We start from the raw sequence: 19920 nt of genomic DNA, 5'->3' as shown, positions 1-19920 counted from the left end.
CCGACGAAATGGTCGCCTCCGAACGCAGGAGGCAGCCACTTCGTCGGGGACTATCCGTCCTGGGTAGGTTCCGAACCATGACTGACGATCTGCTCGCGCGGGTGCGCGACGTGCTTCCGGGCGTACGACGCGACCTCGAGGCCCTGGTCCGAATCGAGTCGGTGAGCGCCGACCCCGAGCGCGCCGGGGAGGTGCAGCGCAGCGCCGAGGCGGTGCGCGATCTGTGCGCCGCCGAGGGCTTCGACGCCCGGATCACCAGTGCCGACGGGGGTCGCCCGGCCGTGATCGCCCACAAGCGGAGCGGCCGTGACGGAGCGAAGACCGTCCTGCTCTACGCCCACCACGACGTGCAGCCGGAGAACGATCACGCCGACTGGGAGTCCCCGCCGTTCGAGCCGACGGAGCGCGACTCTCCCAGCGGCAGACGACTGTTCGCCCGCGGGGCCGCCGACGACAAGGCCGGCATCGCCGCCCATCTGGGTGCGCTCCGTGTCCACGGCGACGACCTGCCGGTGAACGTCGTGATGTTCGTCGAGGGCGAGGAGGAGGTCGGTTCGCCCAGCCTCCCGGCATTCCTGCGAGAGCACCTCGACGACCTCCGATCCGACGTGATCGTGATCGCCGACAGCGGGAACTGGGACATCGGAGTCCCCGCCCTCACCACCAGCCTGCGCGGTCTGGTCCGGCTCGACGTCGAGGTCCGCACCCTCACCCACGCCGTGCACTCCGGCATGTGGGGCGGGCTGGTCCCCGACTCGCTGATGACGCTCGCCCGGCTGATCGCGACCTGCCACGACGACGAGGGCAACGTCGCCGTCGAGGGCCTGTACGCCGGCCCTGCGGCGTCGGTCGAGTACCCCGAGGAGAGGCTCCGTACCGAGTCCGGGGCCTTGCCGGACGTCCAGTGGATCGGCACCGGCTCCACCGTCGAGCGCCTCTGGACCCGCCCCTCGCTGTCGGTGATCGGCCTGACCGCGCCGAAGGCCGAAGGGTCCAGCAACACCCTGGTGCCGGCGGCCACGGCCCGGCTCAGCCTGCGGATAGCGCCCGGCGACTCGGTCGCCAACGCCCGCGACGCCCTCACCCGGCACCTCGAGAAGCACGTCCCCTGGGGTGCCGAGCTGACGATCACACCGGTCGACTCCGGCGAGCCGACCCTGATCGACGCGACCGGCCCGGCCTATGACGCCGCCCGTGCCGCCTTCACCGAGGCCTGGGACGGCACCGAGCCGATCGACATGGGTGTCGGCGGATCGATCCCGTTCATCGCCGAGTTCCTCGACGCGTTCCCCGAGGCCGGCGTCCTGGTCACCGGCGTCGAGGACCCCGACACCCGCGCCCACGGCGCCAACGAGGGCCTGCACCTGGCGGAGTTCGAGCGCGTGATCCACGCCGAGGCTCTGCTGCTCAGCAAGCTCGGCGAGCTGTAGAAGAGACGGTGACCGGTTCATCACGCTGAGTGGCCGAACCGTCGCATGGCCAGGTGAGCTCCGCTGGCCATGCGCGGCTTCACCTACCCAGCGTGATGAACCGTCTCACCGGCGCTCCGCCACGGCAGGAGGTTCATCGGGTCACGGCGTACAGGAAGCACTGCGGGAGCACGGTCCGCACGTGAACGATCGCGACATCGGGCTCGGCCAGCAACCGGTCGAGCACCGGCTCGATGTCCTCGTCGCCGACCAGCGTGTTGTGGTCGTAGTTCATGGTCGCGTCCGCCTGGTACGTCCGCAGCACCCGCGGCCCGCGCCGGAGCTCGTCGGGCAGCCCACGGTCGGCGTACCCCTCACACCGCTCCGCGTGCACGTAGACCGGCCCGACCTCCCGCCACACCGACGCCTCCTCGAACGGCGCGAACGAGACGAGGGCGATCTGCTCCCCGGCCCGCGCGTACCGCAGGCAGCACCGCAGCGGTTCGCCCTCCCCGCTCGCGGCGAACGCCACGAAGCGGTTGCCGAATCCGTCCTCGGCGTTCCGTCGTACGTCGTCCAACCGCGCCGGGTCGATCGGCTGCGCGGTCAGGGTGGTCGTCGTCGAAGCCGTCGTCATGCCTCCACGATGACCGACCGGCGGCCACCGTTCCGGCGGGAATCGGACATCGCGGGCACATCCCGGCAGGCGCCCGTCCGATGCCGCCGCGCCGATGCCGAGCCGCGGTGGGCACTCGCCTAGACTCACCACCGTGACCCCCTCCCAGAGCCGCCGGGGCGGCGACGGTCGGCTCACCGCGGCCCTCGACCCGATGGACCAGGGCCCCCAGGACGCGTGCGGCGTGTTCGGGGTCTGGGCGCCGGGCGAGGAGGTCTCCAAGCTCGTCTACTTCGGCCTCTACGCGCTGCAGCACCGTGGCCAGGAGTCGGCGGGCATCGCGGTCAGCAACGGCCGCCAGATCCTGGTCTACAAGGACATGGGGCTGGTCTCGCAGGTCTTCGACGACTCCACGCTCGAGTCGCTCAAGGGCCACCTCGCCATCGGCCACTCGCGCTACTCCACCACCGGCGCCAGCACCTGGCAGAACGCGCAGCCGACGTTCCGGCCGACCGACGACGGCTCGATCGCGCTCGGTCACAACGGCAACCTGATCAACGCCCACGAGCTTCGCGAGATGGTCGCCGCGCTCCCCGGCCCGACCGGTCAGCTCGACCTCCACGGCCGCGGCGTCGAGGAGTCGACCAACGACACCTCACTCGTCACCGCGCTCCTCGCCCACCACCCCGACACCTCGCTCGAGCAGCGCGCGCTCGAGGTGCTGCCCGCCCTCCGCGGCGCGTTCTCCTTCGTCTGGATGAACGAGCACACCCTGTACGCCGCCCGCGACCCGCAGGGCATCCGGCCGCTCGTCCTCGGCCGGCTCGACCGCGGCTGGGTCGTCGCCAGCGAGGACTCCGCGCTCGCCACCGTCGGCGCCAGCGTGGTCCGCGAGGTCGAGCCCGGCGAGCTGATCGTGATCGACGAGAACGGCCTCCGCTCCCACCGGTACGCCGACCCCGCGCCCAAGGGCTGCGTCTTCGAGTACGTCTACCTGGCCCGGCCCGACGCCACGATCAGCGGCCGCAGCGTCCACCAGGCCCGCGTGGAGATGGGCCGCCAGCTCGCCCGCGAGTACCCCGTCGACGCCGACCTCGTGATGCCCGTCCCCGAGTCCGGCACCCCCGCCGCCGCCGGGTACGCCGAGGAGTCCGGCATCCCGTTCGGCCAGGGCTTCGTCAAGAACGCCTACGTCGGCCGCACCTTCATCCAGCCCAGCCAGACCCTCCGCCAGCTCGGCATCCGGCTCAAGCTGAACGCCCTCGAGCACATGGTTCGCGGGCGGCGGCTGGTCGTCGTGGACGACTCGATCGTGCGCGGCAACACCCAGCGCGCCCAGATCCGGATGCTCCGCGAGGCGGGCGCGGCCGAAGTACACGTGCGCATCAGCAGCCCGCCGGTGAAGTGGCCCTGCTTCTACGGCATCGACTTCGCGACCCGGGCCGAGCTGATCGCGAATGGCCTGGACGTCGACGAGATCGCCGCCAGCGTGGGCGCCGACAGCCTCGGCTACATCTCCCTCGAGGGCATGGTCGAGGCCACCGGTCAGGCTCCGTCCGACCTGTGCCTGGCCTGCTTCACCGGCGAGTACCCGATCCCCCTCCCCGACGAGAGCCTGCTCGGCAAGCACCTGCTGGAGGTCAGCCTCAGCTCGCCCGCCGGCCGCGCCCTGCCGGTCCTCAACAACCCCTGAGCCGGGAGACCCCGTGACCGAGCCCCGTGACCGGCCGACGTCCGCACCGTCCTCCGGGGCGTACGCCGCGGCCGGCGTCGACATCGAGGCGGCGGACAAGGCCGTCGACCTGATGAAGAGCTGGGTTGCCAAGACCGACCGCTCCGAGGTGATCGGCACGCTCGGCGGTTTCGCCGGTCTCTTCGACGCCTCCGCCCTGGCTCGCTACCGGCAGCCCATTCTGGCGACCTCCACCGACGGCGCCGGCACCAAGGTCGCCATCGCCCAGGCCATGGGCATCCACGACACCATCGGCTTCGACCTCGTCGGGATGGTGGTGGACGACCTGGTCGTCTGCGGCGCCGAGCCCCTCTTCATGACCGACTACATCGCCTGCGGCCGCGTCCTCCCCGAGCGGATCGCCGCGATCGTCAAGGGCATCGCCGAGGCGTGCGTGGAGGCCGGCTGCGCCCTCGTCGGCGGCGAGACCGCCGAGCACCCCGGCCTGATGGAGCCCGATGCGTACGACGTGGCCGGTGCCGCCACCGGCGTCGTCGAGGCCGCGAACCTCCTCGGCCCCGGTCGGGTCCGGCCCGGCGACGTCGTGGTCGCGATGGCCTCGAGCGGCCTGCACTCCAACGGCTACTCCCTGGTCCGCCACGTGCTCCTCGAGAAGGCCGGCTGGGCCCTCGACCGCGACGTACCCGAGCTCGGGCGCACCCTCGGCGAGGAGCTGCTCGAGCCCACCCGCATCTACGCCAAGGCCTGCCTCGCCCTCGCCGACGCGACCGGCGTCCACGCGATGGCCCACGTGACCGGAGGCGGGCTCTCCGCCAACCTGGCCCGCGTCGTCCCCGACGAGGTCTCGGTGACCATCGACCGCAGCACCTGGACCCCCGCGCCCGTCTTCGACGTCGTACGACGTGCCGGCGGTCTGTCCCAGGACGACCTCGAGGCCACCCTGAACTGCGGCGTCGGCATGGTCGCCTTGGTCCCGGCCGACGACGTCGACCGGGCGATCGGGACGCTTGCGGCGTTCCGGGTCCCGGCGTGGGCCGCGGGTGAGGTGAGCCTCGACCACCGCGACGGCGGCCGGGTGGTCATGTGCGGGGGGCACCCGGGCTGGTAGGCCCGGGGGCCGACCGGCACGAAAGTCCGCGTGTTTCGGGAGTGGGTGTGCGGGAACACCCACCCATTGGGTAGCGTTGGCACCACGACAGAGACCGAACAGACCGGTGTGCCTCGGTGAGTTCTCCCGCGGCCCCGGCCCAGCGTGCGAGGGGGTCGACCCTATGGGGCGCGGCCGAGCGAAGGCCAAGCAGACGAAGGTCGCCCGCGACCTGAAGTACCGCACTCACGAGACGGACTTCGGGGCGCTGGCACGCGAGCTGCACGGCGACAGTGACACCGAGACGGACGGCGACACCGACAGCGACGTCGAGGGCGACGCGTCCGGGGGCCCGTACGACGACTGGTCGGACTACGCCGAGCAGTCCCGCGACTGACCTAGGGCCGGTCCACCCCTGACCTCCCGGTCAGGTTTCACCGCGGTCCCGCGGCTCAGCCGGGCAGGTAGACGCCCCGCAGCCGACCGACGTCGCGCATCCGCCGCTCGGCGAGCCGGTCGGCGGCCTCGGCGGGCGTGACGGAGTCGGCCTTGGCCAGGGCAAAGACCGCCTGCGTGGTCTCGAAGATCCGGCTCGCGCGCTGCTCGGCCCGCTCGAAGCTGAAGCCCTCCAGCTCGTCGGCGACCTGGATGACTCCGCCGGAGTTCACGCAGAAGTCCGGCGCGTAGAGGATGCCGCGGTCGGCCAGTGCCTTCTCGATGCCGGGGTGCTCGAGCTGGTTGTTCGCAGCGCCGCAGACGATCGAGGCGGTGAGCGCGTCGACGACAGCGTCGGTCAGCGCGCCACCCATCGCGCACGGTGCGTAGACGTCGATCTCGGAGCGCACCAGCGCGTCGCTGTCGGCGACCGGGGTCGCGCCGTACTCCTTGACCATCGCCTCCACGGCGACCGGGTTGACGTCGGTGACCACGACCCGCGCGCCATCGTCGACCAGGTGCTTGACCAGGTGGTGCCCGACCTTGCCGACGCCGGCGATGCCAACGGTGCGGCCGGACAGCGTCGGCGTGCCCCAGACGGCCTCGGCGCTCGCGCGCATGCCCTGGAACGTGCCGTACGCCGTGAGGACCGACGAGTCGCCGGCGCCACCGTGGGCGACGGTCCGGCCGGTGACGTAGCCGCACTCACGCGCCACGACGTCCATGTCGACGGAGAAGGTGCCGACGTCGCAGGCGGTGATGTAGCGGCCGTTCAGCGACTGCACGAAGTGGCCGTACGCCCGCAGCAGCGTCTCGTTCTTGTCCTTGGCCGGGTCGCCGATGATCACGGCCTTGCCGCCGCCGAGGTCGAGGCCGGCCAGCGCGTTCTTGTAGGACATGCCGCGGGAGAGGTTCAGGACGTCGCGGACCGCGTCCGCGGTCGATGCGTAGGGGTAGAAGCGCGTGCCGCCGAGGGCCGGTCCGAGGGCCGTGGAGTGGATGGCGATGATCGCCTTGAGGCCGCTCGCGGCGTCGTTGCAGAACACGACCTGCTCGTGCTCGGCGCCCAGCTCGAAGACGTCGACACCGTCGACGGAGCGGGCGGGGGCGGGCATCGATCCCGGTACGGAGGGGTCGGCAGACATCGATTGGCCCTTTCGATCGCGCCACGCGGGTGGGTGGCGTACGGCGGGTCACGAGGGGTGGTGTGACCCACCTCGCACGATAGTGCGCGGAACGCGCCGTCCGGGAATCGGGTACGGCGCGTTCGCGGCGGCGTCGGGTGCGGTCAGCGGAGAGCGGCGACGTAGCGGGAGGCACGGCGTACGTCGTTCATCCGGCTCTCCCAGGTGACGCCCACGACGAGCAGGAGCGCACCTGCGATCCCGATGGAGATCCAGGTCGGGACCTGAGCGGCGTACGGCGCGAGCTCGCGGAGGACGAGCACCGTCCCGACCGCAGCACCCACCACGACCGGTGCGCTCCACCGCAGCAGCGGGCCGGCGACGGCCAGCACCACGCAGGCCGCGCCGAGGAGCAGAGCGCGGAGGGAGTAGGGGTCGTCGAGCATAGCCAGCAGCGACGGCACTGTCGCCAGGGCCAGACCGGGCGCCAGGACCGTGAGCGTGGCGGACTCGTCGTCCTGGCGGAGCCGCCGCGCGCCCACCACGACCAGGGCGAGGGCGGACGGGAGGGTGTAGGCCTCGGGAACGTGCACGCCGAGGTCGACGAGGCGCACCCAGGTCGCGGCGGCCAGCAGCAGCCCACCTGGCCACGCAAGCGGGCGACGGGCCGGGTGGATGATCGACGACGCGGTCACCAGGGCACCGGCGACGGTGAGGTGCACCGCCAGCGAGACGGCCAGGTCGTCCGCGAGCAGGACCGAGGCGGCCGAGACCAGCGTGCCCGCGACCGCCGACGACGCCTCGAGCTCGAGCCGCGGCCTCCAGATCGCCAGGCCTCCCAGCACCACGAGCACGGGGATCGCGCGGAACTGCTCGTCGACCCCGACGACGTTGCCGCCGGCCCAGACCAGCCCGGCGAACGCGAGCGGGAAGCAGAGGGACGCACATGCCCCGGTCGTGTCCGTGCGGCCCATCAGGAAGGCGGCCATGGGGCAGGCGACGACGAGGACGCCGGTGACCATCACGTCGCTGGGCAGGGCGAGCATCGCGGAGGCCGCGGTGAGCGCCAGCACGACCACGCGGAGGTCGTCGGCCGCGGAGGGGGTCAGCCGCTCGGCGACCACGAGGAGCCCGGCGGCCGCCGCGATCAGAGCGCCGACCACCAGGGCGAGCGGCACGTCGTACAGGGGCAGGGTGAGGACTCCGCCGACCGCGACGGCGGTCGCCAGCGAGGCGGTCCAGGTCGACCGCCGCACCGGCTCGACGAGCCTGGCGGCGGCACAGCCCGCGGCAGCGGTCGTCAGCAGTGCGGGGACCAGCAGGAGCGGCGACAGCTCGGTGGCCGTGGGGGCGACGTGCACGTCGAACGACCGGCTGAACGGCTCCCCGATGGTGCCCACTGCCTGCACGGTCCCGGCGACCAGCCGGAGGGCGGCGACGACGGGCACGACCAGGGTGCCGGCGAGCGGGAGCAGCGCGGCGGGACGCAGCCGGTCGGACGAAACCAGCAGGAGCACGACCCAGATCGCGGCTGCTGCGAGCAGGGCGGACGCGAAGGGCGTCTGTCCGTTGTCGACGACGGGGAGCAGGACGCCGTACGTCCCGACCAGGCCGGCGACGGCGTAGCCCCCGAGCTCGACGCGCCGCACGCCCGTGACCGGCCCGACCGCTGCAGCCACCACGGTGGCGGCGAGGATCGGCCAGCAGGCGAGGTCGCCGAAGTAGTGGGTGGCGGTGACGGGGTCGCCGGTCTGGTTGAGGCCCCCGACCACGACCCCCAGCCAGCCGAGGACGGCGGTCGCGATCGCGGTGCTCCGGAGCGGGGTGCTGGGAAGCAGCGTGCCCACGCGGCCGAGACCCAGCAGCACGACCACGGTCACGAGCATCTGCACCGGAGCGTCGGTGTTCCACTGTGCGCCCACGCCCGCGACGAGGACCGAGACGGGCGCGACCAGCGCCGGCGCCACGAGGGGACGCCGCGCGGTGGCGACCAGGAGGAGCAGTGCGCCGGTCGCGACCACCGCACCGCCGAGCAGCGTCAGCCCCGCATCGTCGACGTCGATCCAGCCGGCGTGCCGGACGCCGACGACGTCGAGCGCGATCAGGCCCAGGCCGACGACCGCAAGGGCCTCGGCTGCCATCCGGAGCCCGCGTCGGTGCAGCGCGACGGTCAGCCCGAGGGCAGCGCCGGTGAGCGCGACCAGGACCGAGGTCCGGCCACCGACGCCGAGCCAGCTCCACGCGACCGCCAGGAAGATGACCGCGGCCACCAGCAGACAGAGGGCACCGAGCGAGAGCAGGATCTTGGGGACGGACGCAGCGCGGAGACGCGGGGGCAGTCCGCCACCCGTCGAGCGGTACGTCGCGGGGTAGGGCTCGGCTCCCGCGAGCAGGGGGCCCCGCGCCGCCGGCGCTCCGACGGTCACGTGTGCCGGTCGCTTCTCCGTGCGGAGGACACCGAGCAGTCGGTCGGCCTCCTGCAGCGCCCGGAAGAGGGCGCCTGCGGTCTCCCCGGTCAGCGGCAGGGAGCACACCCGGCAGGTCTGCGGGTCGCGCGGCAGCAGGGCGTGGCAGTCGGGGCAGCGGTCGGGGTCGGCGTACGTCGTCATGAGGTCAAGTGCCTCATGCGGTGGGTGTCCGTACCCACGGTCTCGGTGCTCAGCAGGACTGAGTATCCGGGCTCAACTCGATGCGGCCGGCGAGGAGTCAGGGGAGTGGCCAGGGGCGGGGTCGAACCGCCGACCTTCCGATTTTCAGTCGGACGCTCGTACCAACTGAGCTACCTGGCCGGGTGCACCCCGCTGGGCGAAGCGCGTGCACACAGTACCGGAGCAGAACGTCCCGATTGAAAACGGGCGACGCCGGAGCCACGCCCCCGGGCTACGGTGTTCCCATGGCCGAGGACGTGGACATCCGTGCGCGCATCAGCGAGCTGGTGAGTACCGAGCGGTCGTTGCGCGAGCAGCTCGCGGCCGGCGAGATCTCGACGGACGAGGAGCACGAACGGCTCCGGCACGTCGAGACCGAGCTCGACCAGTGTTGGGACCTGCTGCGTCAGCGGCAGGCACTGCGCGACTCCGGAGGCGATCCCGACCGTGCGTCCGCCCGCTCCGAGAGCACGGTGGAGGGCTACCTGGGCTGAGGGGCGCGAATCGTGGGCGGCCGCGAGGTCGCCGTATGCTGAGCGCGCCCGGATCGCTTCGGGTCACCACCGGCCCCCATCGTCTAGTGGCCTAGGACGTCGCCCTTTCACGGCGGTAGCACGGGTTCGAATCCCGTTGGGGGTGCACGGTCGAATTGCCGTCCTGACCAGCCGAAACGCGTTTCCGGACCTCGGCGCTGTCGCGTCGCGAACCAGGCCTGGGCAACACTGGGGCAACACTGGGCAACATCTTGAGGTGCGCGCGACGTTCTTGAGCGGCCGTTCTGGCGGCGTCCATGGCGCTTCCCACCTCGTCGAGCCGGTCCTCGAAGAGGTGCCCGTAGGTGTCCAGCGTCATCGTCGCCGAGGCATGTCCGAGCATCTGTTGGATCACCTTGACGTCGGCGCCCGAGGCGATGGCGAGACTCGCCGCGGTGTGGCGCAACTGGTGGGGGTGCATCCCGGGTACGCCGATCGCCTGTGCTGCCCGGTCGAACGCCCTTCTGAAGCTCGTGACGCGAAGGGGCGCCCCACTTCGAATCCCTGGGAACACCAGGTCGTCGGGTGCCCTGCCTGACACGAACGAGCGGAGCTCCACGGTGAGGAACCCGGGCAGCGGGACCTCGCGACGCTGATGCGTCTTGGGTGTGCCCCAGACCAGCCCCTGACCCTGCACGGGCGTGACCGAGGCGACGATCGCAGCCCGATGTCTGTTCAGGTCCAGTCGGTTCACTCGCAACGCGGCCATCTCACCGAAGCGCACGCCCGTATAGGCCAAGAACAGGACGACGAGTCGATTGGTCTCGTTCTCGCGGCTGTCGTAGCTGGCGTGCTTGTCCGGCGTCTCCGGATATCCGCACGCCTGCGCCAGGTCGTCGACCTGCTCATGTGTGAGGTACCGGTGCTCATGCTTCACAACGCGGGGCAGGTTGACGCCGGTAGCAACGTTGCGTGCCAAACGCCCGTCCTTGACAGCCATGTCCAGAACCAGGCTGAGCACCCGATGGATCTTGGCCACGCTGGCCGGCGCCTGGGTTGCGGCGAGTGTTGTGACCCATGTTTGTACGTCTGCGTGTGAAACGGATCCGAGCCTGACTCGGCCCCACTTCGGTTCGATGTGCTTGCTGATGATGCCGTCGTACCTCTGGAAGGTCGAGGGCTTGAGGTGAGCCTGGCCGGCGAGCCACCTCTCTGCCCAGACACCGACGGTCACCTTCGCCAGCTGCGGGTCGACGTACGTGCCCGTGAGCTTGGCGCTCTCGACTGTCGCCAGGAACCGCTCGGCGTCGGCCTTCCGGGCAAACGACTTGTTGCGCTGCGAGCCGTCAGGCGTCCGATAGTGGGCTCGCCAAACCTGTTGGCCGTTGCGGACGCGCTTCTCGATGCTCGGCATGCTTCATCCTCTCTCTGAATGCGGTCGTCGCGGACGGTCAGTCGTCGCGCTGGGGACGGTTGGTCTGTTCCGTGAGCCAGAGGATCAGGTCGGCCTTCCAGTAGCGGACGTGGCGGCCGAGTTTGAAGCTGCGGGGTCCGGTGCCGAGGTGGCGCCAGTAGCGGAGGGTGCCTTCGGGGATGCGGAGGTAGGTGCAGGCTTCTTGGAGGGTGAGCATCTTGTCGCCGAGGTTCGTCGAGGGGCGGTAGGTGGTGTCGGGGTCGACCTGGTGTGCGGTCATGGTGGTGCTCCCTTGCTGTCGGTGAGGTCAAGCGGTTCTCGACCTCACCCGGTAGGTGTGCAGGCACTCCCAATCGATGATCGGCGATACTCTGTGTGGGTGTACCCGCCGACGGTGATCGAGGTCGCGCGCAAGAGGTTCGGTGCGTCGCAGGCCCAGCTGGCGTTGTGGGCGCGCACCCAGCAGTCGTCAATCTCGGAGTACGAGTCGCGCCGCAAGTCCCCGACCCTGGAGGTGACCGAGCGGATCTTGGCGGTCCTCGACTTCGAGCTGGCCCTCAGGCCGGTGGTGCTGTTCGAGACCCGTGAGCATCCCGAGATCGGCGAGTATGTGGTGCCGGAGCGGTTGTGGTCGGTGCCGATGCCGGAGTGCTTCGGCCAGATCCAGGTGCTGGGGGCGCTGCTGAACCAGTCCCGGCCCCAGGTGTGGGATCTGTCGGTGGAGGCCGAACGGATCGGCTTCTACGGGTGGGTGATCGGTCGTGGTGTCCCCCAGCTGATGCTGGAGTCGGTCGACGGGGTCTTGTTGATGCAGGTCTGGGACCGCCTGGACCTCCCGACGGTGATCCGGGAGGCGTGGCAGCCGGTCCTCGACGCGGCCACCGCACCCCAGGACACCGCACCGCGCGACCCGGGCGGGTTCAGTGCCTGGCTCGCAGGCGAGGCCGGGATCGAGTGGCGGCCGGTGCGCCCACGCAAGCCACGCCAGCCGCGCGAGTGAGCCGCTGGCGGGTCTCACAGGCTGGTCCCGGCCGGGGCCGGGACCGTTCGCGGCGGTTCCCCGACTGGTTCCTGGGCCGGTCGGCGCCGCTGCTGGGGGCCGTACCGGTCGACGGCTTCGATCGCCTGCCGTCTGGCGTGGGCTGGGCCGAGGTCGGCGCGGTCGCGGGCGAAGGTCTCGACCCACTGCCGGCGGGCGTCCTCGACCGTGTCGGCGACCAGGTGCGCGGTGTTGGCGTCTCGGCCGCGGGTCATCGCGACGTACGCCGCAGCGGCGCCGGTGGTCTCGCTGATGGCGACGTGGGCTCGGTCGACGGTCTCGCCCTGTGCCCCGTGGACGGTGGTGGCGTAAGCGAGCTCGACGAACCGCCGCGTGTAGTCCGCCAGTACCTCACGATCGCGTCCGCGGCCGTGCAGGATCAGGCTGCCGTCGTCACCGAGGCCGGTGACGGTCCAGGTCTGCCGGTTGGCGACGCCGAGGGCGGGGTCGTTGCGGCGGGTGGCGACGCGGTCCCCAAGGCCGATCCGTTGTCCGCGAGCGGTCACCATCGAATCCGCTGGGTCGCCCGTGGTGGGCACGGGTCGGCGCTGGTCGCGGATCGCGGCGTTCAGGTGGGCTACCTGCTCGCGGGTGTCGGCGACGACGAGGTCGCCGGCGGCTCCGGCCTCGGCGAGCGCGGCGGTGCGCTCGCTCTCGCTTGCGTAGACAATCACCTGCCCGCGGCGCTGCAGGGCGTCGAAGACAGCGGCGGGGTTCTCACTGGTGCGCATGCGCAGGGTGAGTGTGGCGTAGTTGGGGTCGGTGAACCGGTGCACCGTCTCCAGGCTCACCACGGCGGTCGGGTGGGCCCAGGCGAGCGCGTGGTCGAGGAGTCCGCCGCGGCCGACGGCGGGGAGCTGGTGTCGGTCTCCGACCAGGGCGACCCGCGCCCCGGTCTCGTCGGCGATGGTGAGGAGGGCGCGGGCGGTGTCCTGGTCCAGCATGCCGGCCTCATCGACCAGCAGCAGGTCCCCGGGTCGGAGTTGAGCCGCCGCCCCTGGCTCGCTGTAGGGTTTCCTGGCCCAGTGGCCGTCGGTGTCCCAGCACCAGCCGTGCTGGTGGATCAGCCAGGCCGCGGAGTGCCCGTCCGCGCCGGTCTCGGCGGCGGCGACCTCGGCCGCCTTCAACGTCGGTGTCACCACCACGAGACGGTGCCCCCGCTGGGTCAGCAGGTCGTGGGTCGCCCGCAGTGCGCTGGTCTTTCCCGCGCCGGCCGCACCTTCCACGACGACCAGTGGGCCGTCACCGGCCAGGGCGCCGACGACGGCCGCCCGGGCGGGGTCGACCCGCACCGACCCTCGTCCCTGCAGCCGGACCCGCCGGGCGGGGTTCTCGGAGCGGCGGGCGAGGCGACGCACGAGGCCGTCCTCGACCGCCAGAACGTGCCGGGACGTCAGCGACCGGACGTGCTCTGGCACGTCGGGCACGCCGGGTACGTCGGGTGCGGTGAGCAGCCGAACGCAACGTGCGGCGGCGCGGGAGGTGATGTCCTCTGCAAGCTCGATCCGGGCCGCGGGCTCGGCGACCAGGTTGGTCTGGGCCAGCAGGACCTCGACCTTGCCGCGGATGTCGGCGGTGTTCCACGCCGACCGGGTCGCCCCGACCTGCGAGATCACCCAGTCCGCTGCGCCGTCGCGGTTGATCCAGCCCGCCTGCGTCGCTCCCAGAACTGCCGGGGCGGCGGGGGCGACAGGATCGCGGTAGCCCAGGCCGCGGAGCTCGTAGTTCCACCGTGCGACCAAGTCAGCGCCGTCGGTGGGGACGACCTTGTCCGGTCGCGCCTCCGCCCACGCCCGCCGATCCCACGCCTCGCGCCGCCGAGGGCCCGGCTCCTGCCCGGGATGCTCACGCCGCCACTCGGCCTCGTACCGGTCGATGTTGCGACCGATCTGAGTCGTCCGGGCGCTGAACGCTCCCACGTACGGCGCGAGCTGCTCGATCTCTCCGGTCTCCGCGTCCAGGGTGAGACCGTGGGCGGCGAGGACAGCCCGGAACTCGGGGTTCGTGGCGACCGCGGCGTGGCCGATCCCGTTGATCGCCTCGATCATGTCCCGCACCCCCACCGAGTGCAGACCCCGCCAGGCGCCGGCCGCGAACACGCGGGCGTTGACCTGGAGGTGCAGATGCCGATGCGGATCGCCGGCCCGCGAGGTGTAGTGCCGGATCACCGCAGCCTCGATCCGCTCCACCGGCACCTGCACCTGCCGGCCGCGCGGCCCGACCCGGGTCGTCGCGTGCTGGGCGAGCCAGCCCACGATCTCCGCGGCGGCCCGGTCCTGGGCCGCGTCCAGTGCGGCCGAGACCTCCGGGTGCAGGGCAGCAGCCAGGGACCAGGTCTTCGGCCCGTTCACGGTGACCTCGACGAACCGCAACCCCCTAGCGTCCTCACGGACTCGCCCCTTCTTCCGGCCGGCCTCGACATCGATCCCGGCGACCCACTGCTCATAGGTGTCGCCGTCCAGGGCCCCGGCTCTGGTGACGCCGTCGGGGGTCGCAGTGAGAAGCTCGGCGACGCCGGTGCCTTCGCCGAGGTAGTAGTCATCGGCCCTGGAGCGATCGCGTTCGACATAGGCGCGGGCAGCCTTCGCTGCGCCGCGGTAGAACTTCACCCCGCCATGCACGCTGACCACCCCGGAACTCGGTCTCAATGGCGTCCGTCGACAACCAACGGACCCCTAGAAATGCGTCGTGGGCCGCCCCAGCAAGGGCGACCCATCTACGAACCTTCGTAGCATGCGTGCCGCTTGAGAAGAAGGGGTGAGTGGGCCAGATCAGGGAGGAGATTGGGCAAGATTTTGGGAGTCGTGAAGAGTCAACGGTGTCAGGTGAGTCGGGGTGGAAGACGGGTGTGGAGGGGGTGAGAGGGCCGAGGGCTGATTCCTGGGCTGACTCTTGGATTGGATATGGGGAGATCACCGAAGGCTCGCGGGCTGCCCGACCGTCGGGCCCGAGCAGTCAGCTAGCCGTCCAGTTCCCAGCCGACGAGGACGGCCTCAAGACTGATCCGGGCCATCGAGGTCGGATCCTCCACCGGGCCGGCCACCGGATCCAGGCGCACCGAGCCGACCACCACCACACGGTCGCCGACCAGCAGGTCGGCCAACCCGCCGCGCCAACCCGACACGCCGGCAGGTGACCTCATACTCCACCCCACAGTCGAGGGTGAGCCAATCTGCCCACGGACCGCCGGCGTGCGGACCGCGGGCTTGGTCGGCGCCGGAGGGGTCGGCAACTCCTGACGCGGCACCGCAGTCACGCACCACCAGCACGGTCGCCGTCCCCGCGTCCGTGGTCACCGTCGCCGGCTCGGCGACCACCTCACCCCGAGCAACCGCGTACATACCCACCGGACCCCTCCTCTGCTGTCTATAATTAGATACAGGGTAGCCCTCCGGTGGCTCACCCCAGCCACGAAGCTCGCCGGGCTCACCGCCCCGGGGCTGATCCTGCGAGCGCCGGGTGCCCTAGGGTCGAGTTATGGGCCGCAGGGTCGACGTCGACGACCTCGTCGACGCGCACGACGTCGCCGAGCTCCTCGGACTCGCCCACGCCACCTCCGTCCACCTCTACCAACGCCGCTACCCCCAAATGCCCCGCCCCCTCCTCGACCGCGGCGGACGCCGAGCCAGACTCTGGCTCCGCACCGAAATCACCGCCTGGCAAGAATCCCGAACCGGCGACCCGGCTCGGTAGGCAGACCACTGGGGCGCCCACCAAAGCGGTGTCACAGCCGCTTCGCCAGACGGTGGACCGCCGCCGCTGGATCGCCCTCTCCCGGCTCGCGAAGGACCCCCCGCGCGCCGCCCCGATGCGCAATGGGCACAACCCGGCGTTCGGGTCTGTCAGATCAACGGTGTAAGTGGCGTTCATCTTGTTCGTGGTTCTCGGCGGCCGGCTTGCGGTCGGCGAAGGTGACGGCAGGTGCGTTCCGGGCGGCTTTCATCGCACGGCCCGTGGGGGCGTTCGACGCGCGCTCGAGGCGCAGGGCATCTGGGTGGTCGCCCTCAGCCTTCGTCGAGCACGGCCTGTGCGACGTCAACCAGGCGCTTCTGGCTTGACCGCGCTCGACGGCGGAGGAGCTCGAATGCCTCGTCGGTAGTGATGCCACGAAGGGCTGCGACGGCCCCCTTGGCCTGTTCGACCACGACCCGGCTGGTCAGGGCGCCTTGCAGCTGCTCGGTGAGCTCTTCGGCACGACGAATGGTGCGTTCCTGCATCAACGCGATGGTGGCGACATCGGCCAGTGCCTGCACGACGCGCACGTCGGCTGCGTCGAAGAGGGCGTCCGCTGAGCCGAACAGGTTGAGCGCGCCGATGATGTGCTCTCGGAGCCGCATCGGAAATGCGTGGACCGATTGATAGCCGAGCTGGATGGCGCGCGGGGCGAAGGTCGGCCATCGGTCGGCGGCATGAGCCAGGTCCGCGTTGACGACCGGCTCTCCGGTGGTGAAGCAGTCCAGACACGGACCCTCGGAGTTCTGCAGCTGGAAGAGCTCGAGGGTCTCGCCGTTGGAGTTCGAGGCCGCCATGAACCTGAGGCGGCCCATCTGATCGGTCAGCATCAGGCCAGCTGCGTCGGCTCCGCTGATGCCTGCCGCATGGACGGTGAGGTTGTGCAGGAAGTCGATGACGTCGAACTCGTCGACGAGGGTGTCGGCGACCTCCACAAACAGGTCCGATATGCGTTCTGTGGAGATCATGGTTCGGCCCTTCGTTCGGGGTTGTGCGATGTCATGGTGCTCCGTCCGGATCCGGCTCCAGGCGTGTCCGCCCGGCGAGTATGTCGGCCGCGACTGCCGCCAGCTCTTGGTTGGACGCGAAGGCGTGTGCCCGCATGCGGGCCAGGGCTTCGCGGAGACTGACTCCCAGCGCGACCATCACCATGCCCTGCGCCTGGTAGATCTCGTCGCGGTGATCGTCTGGTCCCAGGAGAGGCACGTCGGCGGGAGTGTGGTCCCCGGCCGGGGCGTAGGTGTCCAGGACGATCTCGGTCGCGAGTTCGGTCAGCATCAGACTGGTCGCGATGTCGTGGTCGGTCAGGGTTCGGGCCCCGGGGCAGTGCAGGTGGACGACCCCGAACCGGGCCGCTCCGATGAGCATGGGAAACGCGAAGGTCGCTCGCACGCCCGCGGCGAGCGCCGCAGGCACGTAGCCGGGCCACCGGTCGAAGGCCCTTTCCAGGTCAGGGGTGAGAACCGGCCGCGACCCCAAGAACGCGTCCCTTCCGGGTCCTTCTCCGAGGCTGAACTCGAGTTCGTCGACGCCTCGTGCCCGGTCGCTGGAGGCGGCCATGATCGTCCCGGACTGATCGCCCGTCGCGTGGACGGGGGTCATCAGGCTCACCACCGCGCCCGACATCCGCAGTTCTCTGATCGCCACCTCGCACAATCGGGTGAGCATCGGCGCGCCCACCGTCGCCGGGCCGCCCCGGACCAGTGCCCGCACCCGTGACCGCTCACGCTCACCACCCGGTGTGGTGCCGGAGGACGTGAACTCGGAGATGGCCGCGGCTCCTGCCGGCGAGGTTGTCGTCCGCGATCGAGGGGACCGTGTCCGTGTCGTGCAGGTAGTCCTCGTCTCGAGGACCTCCCCAGGCTAACCGGCTCCGGTCGGCATGGCGACGTATGCAACAGTCCGTGGGCGGCCGGCGCCGGAGGGCGACGTCGTCACAAGGACGGCCTTGGCGTCCGGGGCTGCCGCCACACCGGATCCGGTCAGGAGGCGATCCTGCTGCGAGTCCTGGCGGCGGTGATCGCGGACTTGCCCCGGATCTTGCCTGCCTCGAGGTCGCCCATGGCGTTGGCTACCCGCTCCAGCGGATAGATCTGGTCCAGGGCCGGAGTCAAGGTGCCGTCGGTGATGAGTCCAGCGAGCTCGTCGAGGTCCTCGGAGCGTTCCTTGCACAGCATCGTGGTCAGTCGCTGACTGCTGAGGCGTGTCAGGAGGAGGGCGCGCAGCTGGCGGCCCATGCCGCCGGTGAGTCGACCACCCTCCTCGCCGCCGACGATGACCGCGGTCCCCTCGGGGGTGAGCGCGCGACGAAGCCGCAGCACTCCTGGGTTTCCGCCGAGGTCGAGGATGAGGTCGTAGTGCTGGGTTCCGTCGGCGAAGTCGGTGCGGGTGTAGTCCAGGACGTGGGAAGCGCCCAGCGAGCGCACGAAGTCGGCCTTGGCCAGGCTGCAGACCCCGGTGACCTCGGCGCCGTAGGCGTTCGCCAGCTGGACCGCGTAGCTTCCGACACCGCCGGAGGCGCCGAGCACCAACACGTGCTGGCCCGCCACAAGCCGGCCCACCTCGCCCAGCCCTTGGAGCGCGGTGAGTCCGGAGATCGGCACCACCGCCGCCTCCTCGAACGTCACGTTGGCTGGCTTGTGGGCGAGCTTGTCCTCCCGGGCAGCCGCGTACTCGGCGAAGGTGGCCGCGCCGATGCCGAACACCTCGTCGCCGACCGAGAACTTGGTCACGGCGGCACCGACGTCCAAGACCGTCCCGGATACCTCGCGCCCGAGTCCGCGCTGCCGCGGCCGGAAGATCCCGAAGGCGAGGCGAAGCAGGTAGGGCCGGCCGGTCATCAGATGCCATGCCCCTCGATCGAGCCCGGCGGCTTCCACTCGCAGCAACACCTCGTCTGGTGCGATCCGGGTGCGCAGAATCTGTTCGATTTCGATCACGCTCACCCCGCCGTAGCGGAGCCGGACGACCGCACACATGGTCTCGGCGTCCGCCGACCGCTGGGCATTCGAGATCGGGGGAGCCTGGGTGGATCGCATCACAGAGCCTCTCGCGTCGGCAGGTGATCCCGCCGTACTTTGTACGGCCACTCTACCGTACTAAGTACGAGTCGGCTATGGTCCATGGCGTCATGCCCGTTCCGTCTGATCCGACCGCTCCCCGACCGCGGCTCACCCGCGAGCGGGTTCTCGGGTGCGCCCTCGGCGTCGCGGACGCCGGGGGCATCGCGTCGCTGACCATCCGTTCACTGGCCGCTGAACTCGGGGTCAAGCCGATGTCGGTCTATCACCACGTCGCGAACAAGGAGGCGATCCTCGACGGCATCGTCGACCTTGTGTTCGCCGAGATGGAGTTGGTCCCCCACCACGCCGACGGCTCGTGGCGCGATCAGGTCGTGCTGCGGGCGCGCGCGACCAGGCACGCGCTGCGACGCCATCCGTGGGCCATGGGACTGCTGGAGTCGCGGGGCACGCCGGGACCGGCGACTTTGCGTCACGAGGAGGAGACGATTCGAATCCTGAGGGAGGCCGGGTTCTCCGTCGAGATGACCGCCCACGCCTCCGCGCTCCTGGACAGCTTCGTCTGCGGGTTCGCGGTTCAGGAGGCCGCCCGCCATTTCGGTGTGACCTCGACGATGCCGAACGACGAGCGTGGTGACTCGTCTCCTGTGGATCCGGAGACCTACCCTCACCTCGCCGAGATGGCCGAGAAGCACATGCTCCGCCCGGGCTACGACTTCGGCGAGGAGTTCCAGCTCGGTCTGGACCTCATCCTGGGCGCCCTGAACCGCGCGGCTCACGCCGGTCACCTCCCCCCGAGCTGAACCCCTCGGTGCCCTCATGGGGCTCTCTGGGAGACGGGTCGATCTCACCCTGGTCACCATGCCTTCGCTGCCGCGTGACGCGTGTTGTGCCAGGAGCGATGGGCGGGGTAGGTTGAGGCCTTCAGTCACCTGAACGGTGCTGCCCCGGACCCTGGTAGCGCGTGCCGAATGCATAGCTACGCAGTGGTTCACCCTTTCTACTCAACCCGCCGCGGCTCTGCCTCGTCACCTCATGCGTGGGTGCGCCTGGCGGCATGCGGGGGGAGCCGCCAGGCGCATTCGCTTCCTCCTGTCGCGGGACCGCCGTCACCTCGACCTCAGGCTTGAGCCGACGTCGTGGAGGTGCTTGACGGCGGCCGCGTAGGAAGCGATAGCCGAACATTGCGCGTAGGGGATTCCCCGCTGGGCGCAGAAGCTCTCGACCACG

At 70.8% G+C, this 19920-nt stretch carries 17 protein-coding genes, 2 tRNA genes and 1 pseudogene; 9 read left to right on the top strand and 11 right to left on the bottom strand.

What is annotated here, in order from left to right; translation table 11 throughout:
- Window positions 1–77: 77 nt before the first annotated feature.
- Window positions 78–1430: a dipeptidase gene (locus VGK78_RS16575; RefSeq protein ID WP_331528826.1), complete on the top strand. Its 1353-nt coding sequence runs from the start codon at window positions 78–80 to the stop codon at window positions 1428–1430.
- A gap of 133 nt (window positions 1431–1563) precedes the next feature.
- Here VGK78_RS16575 and VGK78_RS16570 read toward each other — a convergent pair whose 3' ends face one another.
- On the bottom strand, window positions 1564–2046 hold the full coding sequence (locus tag VGK78_RS16570; protein WP_331528825.1) for a DUF1203 domain-containing protein: 483 nt from the start codon (window positions 2044–2046) through the stop codon (window positions 1564–1566).
- Window positions 2047–2239: 193 nt separating this feature from the next.
- On the opposite strand from VGK78_RS16570, the gene purF reads away from it, so the two are divergent.
- From purF to VGK78_RS16555, 3 genes are all read left to right on the top strand, one after another.
- A complete protein-coding gene (gene purF, locus VGK78_RS16565; RefSeq protein ID WP_331528842.1) occupies window positions 2240–3718 on the top strand; it encodes an amidophosphoribosyltransferase in 1479 nt (492 codons plus the stop codon).
- A 13-nt stretch (window positions 3719–3731) separates the two neighbouring features.
- The gene (gene purM, locus VGK78_RS16560; protein ID WP_331528824.1) at window positions 3732–4826 is read left to right on the top strand and encodes a phosphoribosylformylglycinamidine cyclo-ligase; all 1095 of its coding nucleotides are present in this window, start codon (window positions 3732–3734) and stop codon (window positions 4824–4826) included.
- 163 nt (window positions 4827–4989) lie between these two features.
- Entirely contained in the window at window positions 4990–5202 is a 213-nt protein-coding gene (locus VGK78_RS16555) for a DUF3073 domain-containing protein (protein ID WP_331528823.1), read from the top strand.
- Between the two features lie 55 nt (window positions 5203–5257).
- Here VGK78_RS16555 and VGK78_RS16550 read toward each other — a convergent pair whose 3' ends face one another.
- From VGK78_RS16550 to VGK78_RS16540, 3 genes are all read right to left on the bottom strand, one after another.
- Entirely contained in the window at window positions 5258–6385 is a 1128-nt protein-coding gene (locus VGK78_RS16550) for a Glu/Leu/Phe/Val family dehydrogenase (protein ID WP_331528822.1), read from the bottom strand.
- 143 nt (window positions 6386–6528) lie between these two features.
- On the bottom strand, window positions 6529–8973 hold the full coding sequence (locus VGK78_RS16545; RefSeq protein WP_331528821.1) for an SCO7613 C-terminal domain-containing membrane protein: 2445 nt from the start codon (window positions 8971–8973) through the stop codon (window positions 6529–6531).
- A 106-nt stretch (window positions 8974–9079) separates the two neighbouring features.
- Window positions 9080–9153 (bottom strand) — tRNA-Phe (locus tag VGK78_RS16540).
- A 104-nt stretch (window positions 9154–9257) separates the two neighbouring features.
- On the opposite strand from VGK78_RS16540, the gene VGK78_RS16535 reads away from it, so the two are divergent.
- The gene (locus VGK78_RS16535; RefSeq protein WP_331528820.1) at window positions 9258–9506 is read left to right on the top strand and encodes a DUF2630 family protein; all 249 of its coding nucleotides are present in this window, start codon (window positions 9258–9260) and stop codon (window positions 9504–9506) included.
- 72 nt (window positions 9507–9578) lie between these two features.
- Window positions 9579–9651, top strand: a tRNA-Glu gene (locus VGK78_RS16530).
- 195 nt (window positions 9652–9846) lie between these two features.
- Here VGK78_RS16530 and VGK78_RS20420 read toward each other — a convergent pair.
- Window positions 9847–10899 (bottom strand): annotated as a pseudogene (locus VGK78_RS20420) (tyrosine-type recombinase/integrase); the annotation flags it as partial.
- Window positions 10900–10936: 37 nt separating this feature from the next.
- Entirely contained in the window at window positions 10937–11179 is a 243-nt protein-coding gene (locus VGK78_RS16525; RefSeq protein WP_331528819.1) for a helix-turn-helix domain-containing protein, read from the bottom strand.
- A 99-nt stretch (window positions 11180–11278) separates the two neighbouring features.
- Between VGK78_RS16525 and VGK78_RS16520 the strand changes: the two genes are divergently transcribed.
- Window positions 11279–11899, top strand: coding sequence for a helix-turn-helix transcriptional regulator (locus VGK78_RS16520; RefSeq protein WP_331528818.1), 621 nt, complete (start codon window positions 11279–11281; stop codon window positions 11897–11899).
- 14 nt (window positions 11900–11913) lie between these two features.
- Here VGK78_RS16520 and mobF read toward each other — a convergent pair whose 3' ends face one another.
- A complete protein-coding gene (gene mobF / locus VGK78_RS16515) occupies window positions 11914–14547 on the bottom strand; it encodes a MobF family relaxase (protein WP_331528817.1) in 2634 nt (877 codons plus the stop codon).
- A 350-nt stretch (window positions 14548–14897) separates the two neighbouring features.
- Entirely contained in the window at window positions 14898–15041 is a 144-nt protein-coding gene (locus tag VGK78_RS16510) for a hypothetical protein (protein WP_331528816.1), read from the bottom strand.
- A 374-nt stretch (window positions 15042–15415) separates the two neighbouring features.
- Here VGK78_RS16510 and VGK78_RS16505 point away from each other — a divergent pair, with 374 nt between their 5' ends.
- The gene (locus tag VGK78_RS16505) at window positions 15416–15631 is read left to right on the top strand and encodes a hypothetical protein (protein ID WP_331528815.1); all 216 of its coding nucleotides are present in this window, start codon (window positions 15416–15418) and stop codon (window positions 15629–15631) included.
- A gap of 311 nt (window positions 15632–15942) precedes the next feature.
- Here VGK78_RS16505 and VGK78_RS16500 read toward each other — a convergent pair whose 3' ends face one another.
- The 3 genes from VGK78_RS16500 to VGK78_RS16490 all read right to left on the bottom strand — a co-directional run bounded on the left by VGK78_RS16500 (window position 15943) and on the right by VGK78_RS16490 (window position 18648).
- Complete coding sequence (locus VGK78_RS16500; RefSeq protein ID WP_331528814.1) at window positions 15943–16638, bottom strand: GAF and ANTAR domain-containing protein; 696 nt, start codon at window positions 16636–16638, stop codon at window positions 15943–15945.
- Window positions 16639–16669: 31 nt separating this feature from the next.
- Entirely contained in the window at window positions 16670–17338 is a 669-nt protein-coding gene (locus VGK78_RS16495) for a GAF and ANTAR domain-containing protein (protein WP_331528813.1), read from the bottom strand.
- 314 nt (window positions 17339–17652) lie between these two features.
- Window positions 17653–18648, bottom strand: coding sequence for an NAD(P)-dependent alcohol dehydrogenase (locus VGK78_RS16490; RefSeq protein WP_331528841.1), 996 nt, complete (start codon window positions 18646–18648; stop codon window positions 17653–17655).
- 152 nt (window positions 18649–18800) lie between these two features.
- On the opposite strand from VGK78_RS16490, the gene VGK78_RS16485 reads away from it, so the two are divergent.
- Window positions 18801–19493, top strand: a complete 693-nt coding sequence (locus tag VGK78_RS16485; protein WP_331528812.1) for a TetR/AcrR family transcriptional regulator — start codon at window positions 18801–18803, stop codon at window positions 19491–19493.
- Window positions 19494–19920: the final 427 nt, after the last annotated feature.

The organism is Nocardioides sp. (assembly GCF_036503465.1).
In the GTDB taxonomy this organism is placed as follows: Bacteria; Actinomycetota; Actinomycetes; order Propionibacteriales; family Nocardioidaceae; genus Nocardioides.
The sequence above is the reverse complement of the archived record's forward strand: the minus strand, read 5'-3'. Positions and strand labels throughout refer to the sequence as shown.